At 53.5% G+C, this 17,386-nt stretch carries 17 protein-coding genes and 1 riboswitch; of the genes, 6 read left to right on the forward strand and 11 right to left on the reverse strand.

Going from position 1 to position 17,386, the window contains the following annotated elements; translation table 11 throughout:
- Nucleotides 1-9: 9 nt before the first annotated feature.
- The 8 genes from NST23_RS02605 to NST23_RS02640 all read right to left on the reverse strand — a co-directional run bounded on the left by NST23_RS02605 (nucleotide 10) and on the right by NST23_RS02640 (nucleotide 9,409).
- Nucleotides 10-819: an ABC transporter permease gene (locus NST23_RS02605; RefSeq protein WP_217023167.1), complete on the reverse strand. Its 810-nt coding sequence runs from the start codon at nucleotides 817-819 to the stop codon at nucleotides 10-12.
- 1 nt (nucleotide 820) lies between these two features.
- The gene (locus NST23_RS02610) at nucleotides 821-1,909 is read right to left on the reverse strand and encodes an ArsR/SmtB family transcription factor (RefSeq protein WP_217023165.1); all 1,089 of its coding nucleotides are present in this window, start codon (nucleotides 1,907-1,909) and stop codon (nucleotides 821-823) included.
- Between the two features lie 154 nt (nucleotides 1,910-2,063).
- Nucleotides 2,064-3,431: a DUF4129 domain-containing protein gene (locus NST23_RS02615; protein WP_217023159.1), complete on the reverse strand. Its 1,368-nt coding sequence runs from the start codon at nucleotides 3,429-3,431 to the stop codon at nucleotides 2,064-2,066.
- Nucleotides 3,428-4,618 carry a DUF58 domain-containing protein gene (locus NST23_RS02620; protein WP_173597985.1) on the reverse strand — a complete coding sequence of 397 codons (1,191 nt, stop codon included), beginning with the start codon at nucleotides 4,616-4,618 and terminating at the stop codon, nucleotides 3,428-3,430. The genes NST23_RS02615 and NST23_RS02620 overlap by 4 nt, the downstream gene beginning before the upstream one ends.
- A 5-nt stretch (nucleotides 4,619-4,623) precedes the next feature.
- Complete coding sequence (locus NST23_RS02625; protein ID WP_122966612.1) at nucleotides 4,624-5,562, reverse strand: AAA family ATPase; 939 nt, start codon at nucleotides 5,560-5,562, stop codon at nucleotides 4,624-4,626.
- A gap of 56 nt (nucleotides 5,563-5,618) precedes the next feature.
- On the reverse strand, nucleotides 5,619-6,827 hold the full coding sequence (locus NST23_RS02630; RefSeq protein WP_173597986.1) for an MFS transporter: 1,209 nt from the start codon (nucleotides 6,825-6,827) through the stop codon (nucleotides 5,619-5,621).
- Complete coding sequence (locus NST23_RS02635; protein WP_281869278.1) at nucleotides 6,827-7,873, reverse strand: ArsR/SmtB family transcription factor; 1,047 nt, start codon at nucleotides 7,871-7,873, stop codon at nucleotides 6,827-6,829. The genes NST23_RS02630 and NST23_RS02635 overlap by 1 nt, the downstream gene beginning before the upstream one ends.
- A 234-nt stretch (nucleotides 7,874-8,107) precedes the next feature.
- A complete protein-coding gene (locus NST23_RS02640) occupies nucleotides 8,108-9,409 on the reverse strand; it encodes a homocysteine synthase (protein WP_173597988.1) in 1,302 nt (433 codons plus the stop codon).
- Nucleotides 9,410-9,499: 90 nt separating this feature from the next.
- A riboswitch (SAM riboswitch) is annotated at nucleotides 9,500-9,608 on the reverse strand.
- Between the two features lie 562 nt (nucleotides 9,609-10,170).
- Between NST23_RS02640 and NST23_RS02645 the strand changes: the two genes are divergently transcribed.
- Together NST23_RS02645 and NST23_RS02650 are read left to right on the forward strand one after the other, a co-directional pair.
- Nucleotides 10,171-10,482: a rhodanese-like domain-containing protein gene (locus NST23_RS02645; protein WP_063229423.1), complete on the forward strand. Its 312-nt coding sequence runs from the start codon at nucleotides 10,171-10,173 to the stop codon at nucleotides 10,480-10,482.
- A gap of 81 nt (nucleotides 10,483-10,563) precedes the next feature.
- Entirely contained in the window at nucleotides 10,564-11,187 is a 624-nt protein-coding gene (locus NST23_RS02650; protein ID WP_217023153.1) for an SCO family protein, read from the forward strand.
- Between the two features lie 2 nt (nucleotides 11,188-11,189).
- Here NST23_RS02650 and NST23_RS02655 read toward each other — a convergent pair whose 3' ends face one another.
- On the reverse strand, nucleotides 11,190-11,528 hold the full coding sequence (locus NST23_RS02655; RefSeq protein ID WP_122966607.1) for a YqzG/YhdC family protein: 339 nt from the start codon (nucleotides 11,526-11,528) through the stop codon (nucleotides 11,190-11,192).
- A gap of 286 nt (nucleotides 11,529-11,814) precedes the next feature.
- Here NST23_RS02655 and rnjA point away from each other — a divergent pair, with 286 nt between their 5' ends.
- From rnjA to NST23_RS02675, 4 genes are all read left to right on the forward strand, one after another.
- Nucleotides 11,815-13,488 (forward strand): ribonuclease J1, encoded by a 1,674-nt coding sequence (gene rnjA, locus NST23_RS02660; protein ID WP_217023151.1) that lies wholly within the window; start codon nucleotides 11,815-11,817, stop codon nucleotides 13,486-13,488.
- Between the two features lie 88 nt (nucleotides 13,489-13,576).
- Nucleotides 13,577-14,005 carry a BrxA/BrxB family bacilliredoxin gene (locus NST23_RS02665; RefSeq protein ID WP_122966605.1) on the forward strand — a complete coding sequence of 143 codons (429 nt, stop codon included), beginning with the start codon at nucleotides 13,577-13,579 and terminating at the stop codon, nucleotides 14,003-14,005.
- A gap of 71 nt (nucleotides 14,006-14,076) precedes the next feature.
- Nucleotides 14,077-14,949 (forward strand): aldo/keto reductase, encoded by an 873-nt coding sequence (locus tag NST23_RS02670; RefSeq protein ID WP_217023149.1) that lies wholly within the window; start codon nucleotides 14,077-14,079, stop codon nucleotides 14,947-14,949.
- A gap of 113 nt (nucleotides 14,950-15,062) precedes the next feature.
- Nucleotides 15,063-15,764, forward strand: coding sequence for an SDR family oxidoreductase (locus NST23_RS02675; RefSeq protein ID WP_340963064.1), 702 nt, complete (start codon nucleotides 15,063-15,065; stop codon nucleotides 15,762-15,764).
- A gap of 100 nt (nucleotides 15,765-15,864) precedes the next feature.
- Here the strand turns inward: NST23_RS02675 and NST23_RS02680 are convergent, their stop codons facing one another.
- Nucleotides 15,865-16,542 (reverse strand): MFS transporter, encoded by a 678-nt coding sequence (locus tag NST23_RS02680; protein ID WP_254223459.1) that lies wholly within the window; start codon nucleotides 16,540-16,542, stop codon nucleotides 15,865-15,867.
- A 144-nt stretch (nucleotides 16,543-16,686) separates the two neighbouring features.
- A complete protein-coding gene (locus tag NST23_RS02685; protein ID WP_309539118.1) occupies nucleotides 16,687-17,280 on the reverse strand; it encodes an MFS transporter in 594 nt (197 codons plus the stop codon).
- Between the last annotated feature and the right edge of the window lie 106 nt (nucleotides 17,281-17,386).

Raw genomic sequence — 17,386 nt, forward strand, 5'->3', positions numbered from 1 at the left:
GACCTCCTTTTATGCAAATATCGATTCGACGACGCGCTTCTCCATTCGCCGCATGCCCCACATGCCGATGACGAGGTACGCAAGCGACAAAACGGCCATATGGAGCAGTTGGGGAGCAACAGCGACCAGCGGCTTGCCCTGAATCACGCATTGGCGAAAAGCGTCCAGCGCAGGCGACAGCGGCATGATCGCCCCGAGCGGCTGCAGCCATTCCGGCAAGTACGGAGTGGGAAACGTGACGCCAGAGACGAACGCCATGATGACAAACAGCGTGTTTTGCGTGATGTATGTATCACGAAAACGCAGCATCAGCGAGCCGAGCACGAGAGCCTGGCAGAAAAACGCACCTGTAGACAAAATCCAGACGGCAATCGCGCTCCACAGGTGTGTATGAACGAGATTCAGCCCGAACAGCGCTCCGATCAGCACGATGATGGAAAATTCAAACACCGTGCGAATGACTTGCTGGGCGACATTGCCCAAAAAGTACCCTCGGCGCAAAGAAGGGGTGAGCAGCACCGCTTCCAGCGTGCCTTCCCGCAGCTCGGTAATGAGCGAACGGCTTACGTTCATCAAGGTGGAGACGGCAAAAGCGTAAAAAGCGCCGCCCAAAATCGCATAGGACAAATAATCGGCTGTGCCAGCCAAGTGCTGGAAGCGGCTGTCCAGCTGCCCGGCAAATACATAATGATAGGCAAAGTAGGCGAACAGCACCGTGTACACGCCAGACAAAATATGGCCGATGACAAACGACCACGGATAAGCCCGGAGCATGACAAGCGTGTTGCGGACAAAGGTTGCTTTGGCGACTCGAAACAAGTCAATTCCTCCTTTCGTTTTGCGGGGGAGAGATGGGTAGCGCAGGTGTCGGCATGTCGATGAACTCGTGCAGATCGACAGCCAACTGCTCCAGGCGGGAGGTAATCCCGCGGTAAAACACGTACCTACCGCGCCGCTCGCTCCAGACGAAGCCAGCGTCTACCAAAAGCTTCAGATGCTTGTTGATCGCCGGTTCGCTGACGCCGTGCAGGTCGGCGAGCTGCTGCGTGCAGTAAGGGTGAGCGAGCAGCGACTTGAGAATAGCCGTCCGCGTCGGATCGCTGAACACTTTCATTTTCAGCGTAAAATCTGCCGGAATCGCTGAGGTGGCCGCGTTCCCCGGCACATCGACGCAATAACCTATCGAGATGTGCTCCCCGTATATGCCAAGCAGCAAATGCGGCGAGACAAACGTGGAGACGCGCAAATGGATGCGGGCCAGCTCGGAATAGGCGAATGTATACGTTTGTGCCTTGTGAAACTGCAAAAATTTCTCATGTACTTTCAGCCGGGGATGCACCTGCGACAAAAAACCGACCGGATCGGCGGCAATCTGCTCCTGGCCTTCATGAACGGCGCGCACCAGCCACGGCTCAATGCGCCTTTCTTCTGCGCGAAAAAACGGCAGATAGGCGTAGCAAAATTCCAGAAAGCTGCGCTTGGCGGACAACGGATGCCGCAGCAAGTCCCGATGCTCCGGTTTAAGCTGTTCGAATGCGTCGTCCGTGTAGCCTTGCAGCCACTTTTGTATTTGCCGGGGATGATAGACAGGCCCCATCATCAATTGGACAAACTGTGCCGCGTCCAGCGCCTGCACCCGCTCCAGACTGGCCTCTACGGAATGCTCATAGCCTTCTTCCCACGGTACAAGAAAGTCCATGGCGTCAAGAAACTGGTTGGACATGCTGCTGAACTGATGCAGTTGCTTGACGAGCGATGCCGGAAGCGCCTGGAGTGTTTCCTGTGCCCAGCCCAACCGGGACGTGTGGTGATCGGGGCTTGCCAGGACGTGCAAGCTGAGAAAAAACTCAAAGCCGGGCACGTAGGCAATCGACAAGTGTTTGCGCAGCCAGAGCGGCAAATCTTGCATGGTTCCCCCTCCTTTTCGTTTGATTAACTATTTGGTGAATCCAATTTGGAAGCGGGCAAAAGTGAGGAAATTATGGAGGAGAGAGGGGAGGATGTCAAGAGAAAAAAAGAAGCAACCACGAACGCCGATGGCGGGTGGTTGCTCTTTGGTTTGGTCACTGGTTTTGCGCCTGACTCTGATTCGGGTTCTGGCTCTGGCTGTCATTTTCCGCGTGGGCAGCCAGCGCCTGGACAGCTTGCTGCATGTCCGCAAGCTCCTCAGGCGACAGCGAATGCTCCTGATAGCGATACTGTTCGTAGAAACCAGTGATTTTGGCGGCCAGCTCCAGCGCTGGTGCCGTCATAACCGGGTGATACTGCAATCGCTTGAAAAATTCCTGCGTTGTCTCATATGGCTGGACGGTGGCCCCGCGCTTCGCCATTGCTTGCAAAAACTGATAGTAGGCGTAGCGAGTGGGATCGTCTTCCGGGCCAATCGGCTTTTTAAACCATTGGGAGACATCCCATGCTGCCGCGTCACCGTCAACAGTCGGCGGAAGCGCAGACAAATTTGCCGCGTAATCCGTATTGTCTGCGGGTGCCGCTGTGTGTTCGGCGCGACGGCGGCGCTTCCACATGTACCAGCCCAAAAGAATGAGCGATGCGAGAATGACGAGCGCAATCAAATACGGCTCCAACACGGAAAACAGTGGTTCACCTTGCTGAACCGGGTCCAGTGGGAGATTTTCGCTTTGACCTTGACCATCCAGGGCGTTATGGACACGCTGGTCTTTGTTCAGCACTTGCGACAAGCCGCCGATCCAATCCGCAAGCTTGAGCAGGACTGGTTCGATGAGCATGTAAAGCCCTGCGCCAAGCGGCCCTTTGACCCACGACCAGACAAATCCCACAAGGCCGAGCACGACAGAGGCAGCCGCTATATAGCCAACCGTCAACACCAGCCGCGTCCCGACAACCTGCGCAGCCAGTTTAGCGCCCAAAGAGCCGGGCAGACGGACAGGCAGAGACTCTTCCCGCAGCAGGAAAACGGCGAGAGAAATCAACACGTAGCTGCCCGTAACCAGGGCCAGCATGCCGAAGTACGGAGCAGGCGTAAACGTTTCCGGATGAACCATCGTTCCGTACAAGGCGGCCACGACGAGTTGAATCAGGCAGACCATAAATGCCAGCACGAAACGGCGTTGCATACTGCTATGCCCAAGGCCATTGGCTACTGCCGTTTGCACGCGCCAATAAAAAATGCCTGTCAAAGCGAGCGCAATCAGCCAGGAGCCGTACAAGTAATAGCTGAGTACGCCAACCCCCAGTACGACTGGATAGAGCAGCAGATGGAGAAGAGAGTGCCGACCACCGTGATGGTACAGCCAGCTTCCGGCGAGCAACAGCAGGGAGGCGGCCAGGCAAAAGAAGAGCAGCTGACCAAAACTTGCCGTAATCCAGCCCAACAGCATCAGTGCCCCACCGATCAGCAGCGCCTCCAGCCAGAAAATGAGCGTCCAGCGGCTTAGAAGAGAAAAGGTCACCGCGCCATCACACTCCTTTTCCTGGCTTGTGCCAGTTCTTGCCGTGCGAATACAACCTGTTCCTGCGAGACATCCAGCACGGCGATTTTGTGACCGCGGCGAAGCAGCTGTTCCATGGTGGCGACAGGCAGCTCATCGGGACGCGCGGTTACGAGAATCACCGCTTCTTTTGCCGGGCTTTCTTCCAGTCGGCGGAGCAGGGAGGGCAGAGGCGTCGTCACGTAATGGTTCAATTGCGCCAGTTGGGTCATGACGTGCAAATGATGGGATTTACCGCTGCCAGCAGGCAGGTGAAAATGCTCGCGTCCACGCTGCTTGACGGTCAGGAACAGCTCGAAGCCGATGGACTTTTTGCGGCAAAGCATGGACAAGGCGGCAAGGCAAGAAATGATGCGTTCATTGGCTTCATCGTTATGCCGTTGCGCAAGCGGTTCATAGGACGGCAAAATGTGGCCGATGATCCGCCAGTTCGGATGGGCAGTATGTTCGAAAAGCCTTGTTTCAAGCGTGCCTGTCTTCGCAGTCGCTTTCCAATGAATATGCTTGAACCGATCGCCTGGCATATAAGGCCGTGTTCCGCGCAAAAAGGTGACATCCTCATGCTGACGCTGGCGCGAAAGCTTGCTGCCGTCTGGCTGCGTCTCTTCCAGGACGAGCGGAGGAAGCGGCAGCGGCAACGGGTAAACCAGCATGGAGAAAGACAACGGCATCGGCAGGAAAGTTACTTCGTCTGCGAATAGCGGCATCGTCTCTGACTGAATTTCCGTCAGCCAGACCGTACCGCGCTTGTGCGGGGTCAGCGTCAACGTTCTGGCTGCGCTCTGGCGGATGGGCAAATCAAAGCGCAGTCGCACGATGGTGCGCTGATTGCTTGTTTTGACTTCGTTTCCACCGTCCACCGTGACATGCTCAGGCAAGGAAAAGCGCAGCCACGTAGCTGGCAGGGGAAGCCAGGAGCGGTTGTGCAGGCGAATGGTGATGTTCACGGGTGTGCCAGGCATGACGCGGGTCTGGTCGCTCGTCCACTCCAGCTTGACCCATTTGACTATCGATTTTGCCCACCACTCTTGGGCAGCAGGCATGAAAAAGAAAAATCCGCCAAGCAGCCAGAGAAACCAGCTGCCCGAAAAAAGTCCGAAAAGCAGGAGGAGAAAGCCGATCACATGAAAGGTTTGCTTCGTATCCATCAGGCTTACACGCTTTCCTCAACAGGTGCCGGCACGCTGGACATGATTTGCATAACCACTTCCTGCTCTGTCACATGCAGCTCGGCTTCCATGGACAGACGGATTCGATGGGCAGCGAGGCTCGGGAACACGGCTTTGACATCGTCCGGCAAAACGTAAGTGCGCCCGGATACAAAAGCGTAAGCCTGTGCCGAGCGCAGCAGGGCAAGCATGGCGCGCGGGCTGATGCCGACGTCGACAGAGCGATGGCTGCGGGTAGCTTCGGTCAAATCGATGACATAGTCTTCTACCGCCTGGCTGACGTGGACAGCGGCGACTTCTTTTTGCAGGGCAGCAATCTTTTCCACCGTTATTACGGGCTGAATCGTCTCCAGAGGAGAGCTGCTGCGAAATCTGCGCAAAATCTCCTTGGCGTCTTCGCGTGTGCCGTAGCCAAGCGACAACCGGAACAGGAAGCGGTCCAGCTGAGCCTCTGGCAATGGATAAGTGCCTTCTGATTCAATCGGGTTCTGGGTGGCGATTACCAGCATGGTCGAAGGCAGTGCCAATGTAACGCCTTCAATCGTTACCTGGCGTTCTTCCATGCATTCCAGCAAGCCGGATTGGGTCCGCGGGGTCGCGCGATTGATTTCATCAGCGAGCAGCACGTCAGCGAAAACAGGCCCTTTGCGCAGTTCAAACTCGCTCGTGCGCTGATTGAAAACATGCAAACCTACTACATCGGACGGGAGCAGATCGGCAGTAAACTGGAGGCGGTTGTACGTTCCGCCGATCGCTTGGGCCAAAGTTTTGGCGAGTACAGTTTTGCCCATGCCAGGCAAGTCCTCCAGCAACACATGTCCACGCGCCAAAAGAGCTGTTACCAGCAGGCGGACCTGATCTTCTTTTCCCACGATTACTCGGTTTACGGTGGCAAGCAGGCTATCCAGAGCAGGATGAGTCATGAGATTTCTCCTTTATGTAGATAGGGTATGGGGTGATGTCATTTCCACGCATTTTATTATACATGGAATATCCTATATTTTACAAATTTTTGCAAAGCAATCCCGCCGACGGAAGCGGCCACGATCAGCGCACCGATCGCGAAATAGAGCGGGCGAATGCCGACGCTGTCGCTGAGCGTTCCTCCCAGCCAGATCCCTATAGGCATTGTAGTGCGAACGATCAGCAGACGCACTGAGAATACGCGTCCCATCATCCCGGCTGGGACGTGCAGTTGATAGAGTCGCGTGCTGTGCAGTTGAAAAAAGGGGGCAGTAACCCCCGCCAACAGCTCGATGGCGATTGCCAGCTCGATGAACGGAGTGAAGCCTAGAGCGACAAAGCTCAACCCGCCTGCCACCAAGGAGACGAGCATGACTAAAGAGGGCTCCAGATGATTAAACAGCTTGGGCACCAGAAAAGTTCCGATGAGGTAGCCTAACGGATAGCCTGCCAAAAACAATCCCGCATGCAGAGCCGTTCCGTGCAGCTCGCCCGCCACAAACGGCAGATTGAGCACCAGAGTCACACCGACCGCGAACTGCACAAGTGCGGAGTACAGGCTCAAATAGAAGAGAAACGGTTTTTCCCGAAAGACGGACAGCCCTGCCTTGAACATGAAAAGCCATGATTCTGCTGTTTTGGCAGGAGGGACCGAAGTCTTTTCGCACAAAAGCAGAAAAACTCCGCTGACGGCATACCCGATGGCGACCAGGCCCAGCACATGTGTGCCGCCGATGCTCGCGACGAGAATCCCGCCCAGCGGCGGGCCTGCAATCATCGCGATGCGCATGGCACTGTCCAGATAAGAGTTGGCTTGCAGCAGCGATTCTTGTTTGACGAGGGTCGGGAGCAGCGATTGGCTCGCTGGCACGTACAGAGGTTGAACAAGACCGTTGATCAGCGATGTCAGATAGAGCGGCCAAAGAGCGTCAGGCGCATAGGAAATCGCCAAAAAAGCACAGCCGAAAGCAGCACAGCGCATCCACTGGGAAAAGAGCATGACGCGCTTTTTGTCAAAGCGGTCAAGATAAGGGCCAGCCACAAGCTGCACCAGCAGCGAAGGCAAAAAGTAGAGTAGCCACATTTGTCCGACAGCGGTCTGGGAGCCGGTGATTTGGTAGAGCAGCCAGCTGTTTGCCAGCGTCGAAAGCGATGCGCCAAACTCGGAGATCAGCTGACCGAGCAAAATACAGGTGTAGGAACGGTTTTTCCAGAGCGGAATCATCAAAATCCCCTTTCCAGAAACTGATCGAGCAGGAGGGAAAGCTGGGATACGGACTGGCTGCGCAGGCGAAACCGGGAGCCGGACGCTTCTACCAGACGCGCGGCACGAAGCATGGACAAATGGTGATGAACCGTCGATTTTGCCATTTGCAGGACGTCGGTCAATTCCTGCAAGCTCAGCTCTTTTTCCGCCAGCATTTTGACCATGCGGAGCCGCTGCTCGTCTCCGAGCGCCTTGAAGCTTTGCACCAGAGCCTGCGGCGGCTGGTACGGGTCGATGTGCTCGCTCATGTTTTCATCGGCGACCGGGTAGTAAAAAATTTTCGTGCCCGCGTCATCGGCCTGCACCGTCCAGGGCCGATAAATCGCTTGGGGGATTAGCAGCACACGAGTGACCGCAGGCTCAGGGGGATAGCTTGCTCCGGTTGCCCACTCCACCAGTGCCTCAGGATCGAGCTTGTCCTGCATTGCGCGCTTTTGCGACGAATCCTTTTCCAACATACGCCGGATGCTGGCTTCTTGCGGCTTGATGTGTGTCTGATACCAGCCTTCCATCAAGGTGAGCAGATGCTGGCGCAGTTCATTTGCGTCGACAGAGGTGATATGGGCAATATACGCTGCGAAAAAGAGGTGGTCCCGGCATGCTGCCTGCAAAAGCTCGGCGTCTGCTGCGCTGCCCTGCGCGGCATTTTCGCGTGCTTGCTGTCGTTCCTGGCCCAAAAAAGGCAGGGCGTGGTAGCGCAACTCTTCTGCCGACAGCTCGCTGACAACATGCAAAAACGATTCGAGATCGGCAAAAGGCTGGTGGTGGAGCAGTTGCAGCAACGTCTTCCAAGTGTTGTGCCTTTTGGCGTAATCAACTTCAAGCTGGACGGATTGCGGAAGCGCGCTCAGCATGCTGCTCCAGTGCTCAGGCGGATGCTCCAGCGTGTGGTGAATTTGATCGTAAGTGGCGACGGCGATTCCGAGTGCGGCTTCAAAAAGCGGTGAGCAAGCGAAGTCGAGCTGGTAGGTGGTGCGTGCACTGCCGATGTTCCATATTTTCAAAGCGGATCACCCTTTTCCCATTTTTTTCATAGATCAAATTCTAAAATATTCGAACTGTTAATTCAAGTTATTTAGAATGAATAGTTCAATGATTTTCGCATCTGTTCTTTTTTCTCTGCTGATTTAGTTGAGACTATCCAGTGAAAGACACAAAAAAACGAAAAAACCACTTCCCTGACGAGAGTGGTTTTTTCGTTTTCGCTTGAATGAAAAGGTATGGTGTTGTAGGAAAACCTATACCTTGCTCACGGCAACAGCTGCTTCCAAAGCTTGCTTCAAATCGCCGATGATGTCTTCGATCGCCTCTGTTCCGACAGACAGACGGATCAATCCGGGAGTTACTCCTGCCGTTAATTGCTCCGCTTCGTTCATTTGCTGGTGCGTCGTGCTCGCCGGATGGATAACGAGCGACTTGGAGTCGCCTACGTTTGCCAAATGAGAGAAGAGCTTTACGGATTCGATCAATGTTTTGCCTGCTTGCACGCCGCCGCGGATGCCGAAGGTGAGGATGGCGCCAGCGCCTTTTGGCAAATATTTTTGCGCGAGTGCGTAGTTGGCGTCGCCTTCAAGACCTGGGTAGCTGACCCATTCCACTGCCGGATGCTCGGCGAGGAATTTCGCTACCGCGAGTGCGTTTTGGCTGTGGCGCTCCATGCGCAGGTGGAGTGTCTCCAGACCTTGCAGGAACAGGAAAGAGTTGATAGGAGCTACGGCAGCGCCGATATCGCGTTGCAGTTGCACGCGCGCTTTGATGATGTAGGCGAGCGGGCCGACTGCTTCTGTATAAACGACTCCGTGATAGCTTGGGTCTGGCGTCGTCAGACCAGGGAATTTGCCGTTGTTCCAGTCGAATTTGCCGGAATCTACGATAATGCCGCCAATCGCCGTGCCGTGTCCGCCGATGAATTTGGTCGTGGAGTGAACGACGATGTCAGCTCCGTGCTCGAACGGACGGGTCAGGATTGGCGAAGCGAATGTATTGTCGACAATCAGCGGCACGCCGTTTTCGTGCGCGATGTCCGCAATTGCCTGCAAGTCGGCCACGTCGATGCGAGGGTTGCCGATCGTCTCGCAAAAGAGCGCCTTGGTATTATCGTTGATGAACGCGCGGAAGTTGTCCGGATTGGACTGATCCACAAAGTGTACTTTGATGCCCAGGCGTGGCAGCGTATGGGCAAAAAGGTTGTACGTCCCGCCATACAAGCTGCTGGATGCGACAATCTCGTCGCCCGCTTGCGCAATATTCAAAATCGAGAAGGTGATGGCTGCCTGACCGGAAGAGGTTGCCAGCGCACCTACGCCGCCTTCGAGCAGAGCGACGCGCTTTTCAAATGCGTCTTGGGTCGGATTCATGATGCGCGTGTAGATGTTGCCAAACTCTTTCAAAGCAAACAGGTTGGCAGCATGCTCCGTGTCACGGAAGACGTAGGAAGTCGTTTGGTAGATCGGAACCGCGCGCGAGCCTGTTACCGGGTCTACCTCCTGTCCGCCGTGTACGGCGAGCGTTTCCGGTTTCCATTGTTGTTGGTCAGACATGATCATCTCTCCTTTTTATATGGGGGTAAGGAAATAAAAAAACGGAGCGTTCTCCTGAGTAGAAGAAGGCTCCGGCTATGCACGGGTGTGCGTTCATCTCTCAGAATCTATGGATTCTGCAGGAATTAGCACCGCGCAAGACTCGCTTGCTGGTTGCCGGGTTTCATAGGGCCTGTCCCTCCACCGCTCTTGATGAAAATGTAGCTTTCAGTTGTTGTCATAATTGTATGAAAAACCATACTTCGCTGTCAACATCAAATGATTAAGTTATCGGGGTGGATTTTGTGGATTTTAAAGATTTACCCGTTCATGCTGTTGCCCATAAGATCCAGAGAGCCTGTCTGGTAAGCTCTGTTTACATGGTTTGTATGAGGGTTTCCTTCATCTGAAACCAAATGAGTTGCCTTACGAGATTGTTTTCCTTTTTTGGCATACAAGAGGACCGCAGCCAGAGTGCAAACAGCCAAAATTCCAAGGACATACATCATAGAAATAACTCCCCCTCACGCTAAGCTTCATCAATTATCAGCGTTCTTTTTCATGAACTGGCAGACATGGTTTTTTACTTGTAATTTTATAATTTTATGGTCATTTTTGTAAATTCTTTGAACTTGCAAGCAACCGAGCCTTGCTGTCACAAAATTGCCCCTATATCTCGGCGCTTTCGCAGCTCCCGCCGTTAGAAAACGCCTGGGGCCTATGATATGATGGAAATGGCAGAAAACGACTAAACGATTGTACATATAGGAGGAAAAAACGCGATGAGCCATGGCGTGAAGGAAATTACACCACAAGAGCTGCTGGAAAAGCTCGCGGCAAAAGAACAGCTTCAGGTGATTGATGTACGCGAGGTGGAGGAGTGGAACGAAGGCCATATCAAAGAGGCCAAGCTGATTCCGCTCGGCTTTTTGCCGCATCGCACCGACGAGCTGGACAAAGACATTCCGGTCATCATGGTGTGCCGAAGCGGCGCACGCAGCCACCGGGCAACTGAATATTTGTGTGAGCTTGGCTTTGACGCTGCCAATATGGTAGGCGGAATGCTGGCATGGCCTGGGGAAAAAGAAGTCTAGAAAGACAGAGAAAATGTGCGCTGCTCGCCGCTGCAAGCAAAGCGGGATGGCGCATGAGATGTGCAGGGGAGGCAGGAAATCGTGAGTGAAGGAGCACAGCAACAAGGGTCAGCGTTGCAGCGCCATTGGTTTACGGTGCTGGCAGGCTTGATTATCCTTGCGATTGTAGGTGTGTTCGGCTACAAATACTTGGCAAAAGATCCGATTCCGGTGATGAAGCCGATCGCGGACTTTTCGTTGGACAACAGTGACGGAACTTCCTATACGTTCTCGCAAGGCAAAGGCAAGGTGCGCCTTGTCGAGTTCATGTTTACCAATTGCCCTGATATTTGCCCGGCAACGACGTACAACATGTCCAAGCTTCAGGATCAGTTGAAGGAGAAAAAGCTGTTCGGCAACAAGGTTGAGTTTGTCTCGATCACCTTCGACCCCGACTTTGATACGGCTGAGGTTTTGCAGCAGTATGCAGCGAAGTTCAAGGCTGATCAAAGCGGCTGGAAGTTTTTGCGCGGAGATGCCCAGGCGGTGGAAAAAGTAACGAAAGACTTCGGGATCGCGGTACTGAAGCAGCCTGACGGTTCTTTTGCCCACACCGCACGCATGTTCCTCGTCGACGGTGACGGCAACATGCGCCGTGCTTACGGCATGGCGGCGGACATGGACATGGAGCAAATGATGAAAGAAATGGAACAGCTCGCTGACTAGACTCAGACGGTTTCTTCGTACGTGATGTTCACGACTCGTTCCGTTTGGTTTTCAAATTCAATATGCACAAGAAGCGCCCACCTGCGATTGCCCTGCTGGAGCAAGAGCTTGAACGTCTCCTCTGACGTGGTGGGCGTTTTTGCTATGCGCCCGACATGCAAATAGTCTACGATTTGCGCGTGCGGATATTTTTGCATCGTTTCCTGCATCGCCAATCTGCCCCATTTGGCATATGGCGGCTGGGCATTTGCTGGGGCATACTGGAAAAAGAACAGCAGCAAACTTGCGGCCAGTGTAGCGAGAAAGCTGCGCGTGAGGAACATGTTCATGGAAGAATGCATGGCGGAGGCTCTCCTTTTTCGTGTTGGAAAACGGGCTTGCCATGTAGTCTGAAGTCTTTTTGAAGCGGTCATTCGTAGAAAATCCTTACACGTGCAAAAGGGGGCTTGCGGCCGGAGCAGTCGCTTGATGCCCAGCTTTTGCTCGAGTTGGAGATACCGCGTATCAGTTTTCTAATATTGACCGAAGATGAATGTGTGGAATTAACAAGACAGGATGAAACGAACGCCTCGCGTTGTGTTACAATAAGAATGGCATGCTTGGTTCGGGTTCCCAAAATCATGCACGATGAAGTTAGGAGGAAAGAGTTTGAGCGACGTTAAGATTTTCGCAATGGGCGGCCTCGGCGAGATCGGAAAAAATATGTATTGCGTCGAGTATGAGGATGAAATTATCATCATTGACTGCGGGGTGAAGTTCCCCGAAAATGAAATGTTCGGTATCGATCTGGTCATCCCCGATATTTCCTATTTGGTGGACAACCAGCACAAGATTAAAGCACTTTTGTTAACGCACGGACATGAGGATCACATCGGAGCGATTCCTTATATTTTCAAACAAATTAACGTGCCGATATACGGTGGTCGTCTGACCCTGGGCTTGGTCAAGGCGAAGCTGGAAGAGCATCGCATGCAAAATGACGTGAAGATGATTCCGATCTCGGAAGATACGGAAATTCCGTTCAATCTACTGAAAGCGACTTTCTTCCGTACGAATCACAGCATCCCGGATTCGCTCGGGGTTGTGCTCCACACGCCTGAAGGCATGGTTATCCATACAGGCGACTTCAAATTTGATATGACTCCAGTCGGACAGACCACAGAGTACGGCAAAATTGCCAAACTCGGCGCGAGTGGCGACGTTTTGGCTTTGCTTTCCGATAGTACGAACAGCGAGCGCTACGGCTTCACCATGTCAGAGCGCACAGTTGGCGAGGGGATTCTCGATGTGGTGCGCAAAGCGCGCGGTCGCATCATCCTGGCTACATTCGCGTCCAACGTGCATCGTCTGCAGCAAGTGGTAGATGCCGCTGAACAGTGCAACCGCAAAGTCGCGGTCATCGGCCGTAGCATGGAAAAAGTGTTCCTGATTGGACAAGAACTGGGCTACATCCAGATGCCTGAGGGTATGCTGATTGATATCAAGCACATTGACAACTACGCAGACAATCAAGTGCTGATTATTTGCACGGGAAGTCAAGGCGAGCCGATGGCGGCGCTGACCCGGATTGCTTCCGGATCGCACCGCACTGTGTCGATCTATCCGGAAGATACGGTGATCATCTCTGCTTCGCCGATTCCGGGCAACACGATCAATGTCAGCCGGACGATAGACAAGCTGTACCGGGCAGGCGCAAACGTCGTGCTCAGTCACGTGTTTGACATTCACGCGTCTGGACACGGAAGCAGCGAAGAACTGAAACTCATGCTCAACTTCATTCGTCCGAAATACTTCATTCCGATTCACGGTGAATACCGGATGCTGAAGACGCACTCCAAGCTGGCGCAGCAAGTAGGAATTGACGAGAGCAACATTTTCCTCATGGACAACGGGGAAGTGCTGAACTGCAACCGTGAAAAGGCATGGCTCAGCAAGGTGCACGCCGGAATCGTGCTGATCGACGGCAGCGGCATCGGAGACGTAGGCAACATCGTTCTGCGCGACCGCAAGCATTTGGCGGAAGATGGCCTGATGGTCGTCGTCGTCAGCCTCGATATGAAAAACTTCAAGATTCTTACGGGACCAGACATCGTCAGCCGCGGTTTTGTCTATGTGCGCGGTTCTGAGTCGCTCATTCAGGAAGCGACGCTTCTGGTTCGCCAGCGCCTGCAGGAAGCGCTCGACAAGAAGATCAAGGAATGGTCTGAGCTGAAATCCCAGATCAATGAAGTAATCAAGCCGTTTATTTATGAAAAGACCGGACGCAATCCGATGATCCTCACCATTTTGATGGAAGTGTAGAACGAAAGCACTTCTGCGTTCTCGCGAGGGCTCGATCAGGTTATAATAATACGTAAATGGAAACGTGATACAAAGGAGAGGTTGCCCCATGATGTCTTATGAAGCGTATATGAGCCAAGTGATTCAACCGATGCGCGATGAATTGACCCGCAACGGATTTCAAGAGCTGCGCACGGCAGAGGAAGTCGAGCAAACATTGCCGAATGCAAAAGGTTTGACTCTCGTAGTCGTTAACTCCGTATGCGGCTGCGCAGCAGGACTCGCTCGTCCGGCAGTGGTTCATTCCTTGGGCCATTCCACCAAGCCAGACAACATCTATACTGTATTCGCAGGCCAGGATAAAGAAGCTACGGCAAAAGCCCGCGAGTATTTCGAAGGCTACGCGCCGTCGTCTCCGTCTTTTGCGATCATGAAGGACGGCAAAATCATGACGATGATCGAGCGTCATCAGATCGAGAACAACGACCTGCAAACCATCTCCAACCTGCTGACCACAGCTTACGAGACATACAAATAAACAACAACGACCATGACAAGGCGCTCGGAATCGGGCGTCTTGTTTTACATCCGAAAGGAGCAACCACCAGCATGCAGACCCGATCATTTGGACGAGATCCCCATCAAGTTTCCTTGCTCGGATTCGGTGCGCAGCGGATCGTGGACGAGCACGATTGCAGCGAAGAGCAGGCAATCGCGATTATTCGCCGCGCAGTAGAAGCGGGCGTCAACTACTTCGATACAGCTCCGAGCTACAGCGACGGGCAGTCGGAGACCCGGGTGGGCTTGGGGTTAACAGGCTTGCGCGACCGCGTGTGGATCGCGACCAAGACGGGAGGACGCACCCGCGATTTGGCTTTGAAAGATTTGGAGGGCAGCTTGAAGCGGCTCCAGACGGACTACGTCGACGAGTGGCGCATGCACAACATCATGCAGCCGCACGATCTGGAAGCGATTTTTGCCAAAGGCGGCGCTCTGGAAGCTCTGCTGGAAGCCAAAGAGCAGGGACTGATCCGCAAAATCAGCATTAGCGGACATACCGACCCGCGCTTGCTGGCAGAAGCGATTCGCCGTTTTCCTTTTGACAGTGCGCTCGTGGCTTTGTCTGCTCTGGATCACTTCATCTACAGCTTTGCCCATGATTTCGTGCCGCAAGCAGTCGAAAAAGGCGTGGCCGTCATCGGGATGAAGGTGATGGGGCTGGGCAAGCTGGCTCCGTGGACGGAGCAGGCGCTGCGCTATACATGGAGTTTGCCTGTCGCAACAGCGATCTTGGGCGTGAGCAAAATGGACGAGCTGGAGGCGGATTTGGCCGCGGCAGACGCTTTTGTGCCGATGACCGATATCGAACGCGTGGAGCTTTTCCAACAAATCATGCCACTCGTGCGGCCGGATGTCCTGCGCTGGAAAGCCCGCGAATGGATGTCTGGCGAATGGTATCAGCTACCCGAATTGCCATTTTGATTGAGCCGTAAAGAGAAGGAACCTCTTCTGGATTTGATTTGCTGGAAGGGGATTCCTTTTCGCCTTTTACTATACTATTATATATAATAAGTTTATAAAAGGCGGTGATTGTTGTGTCTGCAAGCAAGCTGGTGGTCATTACAGGGGCGACCCGGGGATTGGGCAGGGCGATGGTGGAGCGGTTTCATGAAGCGGGCTGGGTCGTCGCGGGATGCGGCCGCTCGATGGCAGAAGTGTGGAACTTGAATCGCGAGTTTGGAAAAAGGCATCATTTTTCGATGATCGACGTTTCCGACGGGAAGCGGGTGGAAAGCTGGGCAGAGGAAGTGTGCAGCAAGCTTGGCGTACCGGATCTTCTCCTCAACAACGCCTCCCTGATCAATCGCAATAGCCTGCTGATGGAGCTGTCGCCAGAGGAATTTACGACAGTCATGAATGTCAATGTAAACGGCGTGTTTTACGTCTGTCGCGCTTTTTTGCCGAAAATGGTACCCAATCCGGAGGGCAGAGTGATTGTAAACATCAGCTCGTACTGGGGGCGAGTCGGGGAAGCGTATGTAGCACCGTATTGTGCATCCAAATTCGCAGTCGAAGGGCTGACCCAATCGCTGGCGCAAGAATTGCCGAAGGGGATGGCGGCAGTCGCGCTTGACCCGGGAGGAAGCGTCGGTACGTCCATGCTGCAAGCGTGTTCGCCGCAAGAAATGGCGGCAGCCCCATCCGCACAAGAGTGGAGCCGTGTAGCTGTGCCGTACATCATGAGCCTTTCTGCGAAGGACAACGGCAAATCGTTGACATGCCCGCCAGTGAGGTAGCCGGGTTTACGAAGAAAGCGACAATCGAGAACGGTCTGGATAGCAAACAAGCCGCCTTTTTCCAAGCTGGAAGCAGGCGGCTTGTTTATGTGTAAACGAATCAACTGGCTTTTGTCGCCGAGACTCGTTTTTCGCGCTGGACATACGCATGGAGCAAACAGAGGAAGACGGAAGCAAGCGAAACGAGAGAGGCCAAAAGCAACGTGGGCTGCACGCCACCGTGGTCGTACATATAGCCCATCGCCAGCGGGCCGAGCAAGCGCCCCACAGCGGTAATCGCCCCGACGACTCCCAGGTAAAAGGGAGCGTTTTCCCCCGTCTTTTCCGTAATGAAAGTCGGGATGGTCGGAGAGATCAGCATTTCGCCAAAAGTGGTAATGATCATGCCGGCGATAAAAGCAAAGTAGCTGCCGTGATACATGAGCATGAAGCCGAACCCGAGAGCGTATGCCACCGCGCTTGCCACCAACTGCGCGGACAAGTTTTGCTGCAGGATGCGCTTGATCCAGGACGTGATGGGCTGACCCGCAAAAATGATGATGCCGTTGATCGTCCACAGCCAACTGAAGGCCGACAGCGGCATGCCCTGCGCCGTAATGTAAGGGGCGACACCCGTGTTCCAGACCATGTTGGAAAAGAAAATACAGGCAGCTCCCAGTGCCATGAACAAGTAAAGCTGGTAGCGCAGAAGCAGGGCAAACGCATTTTTCGCCTCGCCTTGCCGCCGGTTTTCTTTCGCCTGGTCGCCAACCAGTTCTTGGTGCGAAATATTTTTCATAAGGCTCTTTTCGCAAATTTTGTTGCTATTGCTGTTGTGGAAACGTGTGCTCTATAATGAAAATCAGGAAGTCTATAGGATTTCCATTTACCGTGAATGCACGCTTCGCTTGGTACTATAAATATCAAGCAACTCACGGCTTTTCTAAAAGCAACAATTTCTTAGAAAAGAGCGTTTCATAAAAAGGAAGAAGAACAGCGCAAACAACAGCGTGCTCGTACTGTTGAACAAAAAGGTCAACTGAAAGGAAAAGGTAGCGATGACCCCGGCAAGCGAAGTGCCGATCGCCATGCCGAGATTGTTGCCTACGTAGACGATGTTAAACAGCTCTCGGCGCTGCTCCTTCCAGCGAAAGCCAATAAATGCCTGGATCGCCGGAAAAGAAAGGTTGAAAGTAAAGCCCAAACAGGTCATGAGCACGAGATAGACAGGCCAGCTGCTGATGAACGGAATGGACAGTTGAATCAATCCTTGAAAAAGCAGCGCCCCCACGATGAGACGCTTGGCGCCCAAGCGGTGAAACAGGGAGCCGCCGACGAATTGCCCGGCAATGCCCGCCAAAGACTGGACCATCAAAACAAAGCCGGCTTCGGTCATGGAGCGATGGAGAATCGTATGTACGTACAAAGTAGTCAACGGCCACATGAAAGCGCTGCCAGCAGAATTGATAAAGCTTGCAACGAGAAAAAACAGGGCTTCCTGCGGGTAACGCTGAAAAAACGCGGATGGAGAAAGCACGACAAGTCACCCCTTGGAAACGAGTATGAAGGTAGTATAAAGAATATTGCAAATTTTGTAAATGTTAAAGTATAAAAAGTTAAGCTACCCAAATAAAGGCTGCTCC

Source organism: Brevibacillus sp. FSL K6-0770 (assembly GCF_038000275.1).
Classification (GTDB): Bacteria; Bacillota; Bacilli; order Brevibacillales; family Brevibacillaceae; genus Brevibacillus; species Brevibacillus parabrevis.

Bases quoted from the DNA above. Each gene is read 5' to 3' on its own strand.
- NST23_RS02610 (WP_217023165.1), bottom strand. From the start codon at position 1,909: ATGCAAGATTTGCCGCTCTGGCTGCGCAAACACTTGTCGATTGCCTAC.
- NST23_RS02620 (WP_173597985.1), bottom strand. From the start codon at position 4,618: ATGGATACGAAGCAAACCTTTCATGTGATCGGCTTTCTCCTCCTGCTT.
- NST23_RS02625 (WP_122966612.1), bottom strand. From the start codon at position 5,562: ATGACTCATCCTGCTCTGGATAGCCTGCTTGCCACCGTAAACCGAGTA.
- NST23_RS02630 (WP_173597986.1), bottom strand. From the start codon at position 6,827: ATGATTCCGCTCTGGAAAAACCGTTCCTACACCTGTATTTTGCTCGGT.
- NST23_RS02640 (WP_173597988.1), bottom strand. From the start codon at position 9,409: ATGTCTGACCAACAACAATGGAAACCGGAAACGCTCGCCGTACACGGC.
- NST23_RS02645 (WP_063229423.1), top strand. From the start codon at position 10,171: ATGAGCCATGGCGTGAAGGAAATTACACCACAAGAGCTGCTGGAAAAG.
- NST23_RS02655 (WP_122966607.1), bottom strand. From the start codon at position 11,528: ATGCATTCTTCCATGAACATGTTCCTCACGCGCAGCTTTCTCGCTACA.
- rnjA (WP_217023151.1), top strand. From the start codon at position 11,815: ATGAAGTTAGGAGGAAAGAGTTTGAGCGACGTTAAGATTTTCGCAATG.
- NST23_RS02665 (WP_122966605.1), top strand. From the start codon at position 13,577: ATGATGTCTTATGAAGCGTATATGAGCCAAGTGATTCAACCGATGCGC.
- NST23_RS02670 (WP_217023149.1), top strand. From the start codon at position 14,077: ATGCAGACCCGATCATTTGGACGAGATCCCCATCAAGTTTCCTTGCTC.
- NST23_RS02680 (WP_254223459.1), bottom strand. From the start codon at position 16,542: ATGAAAAATATTTCGCACCAAGAACTGGTTGGCGACCAGGCGAAAGAA.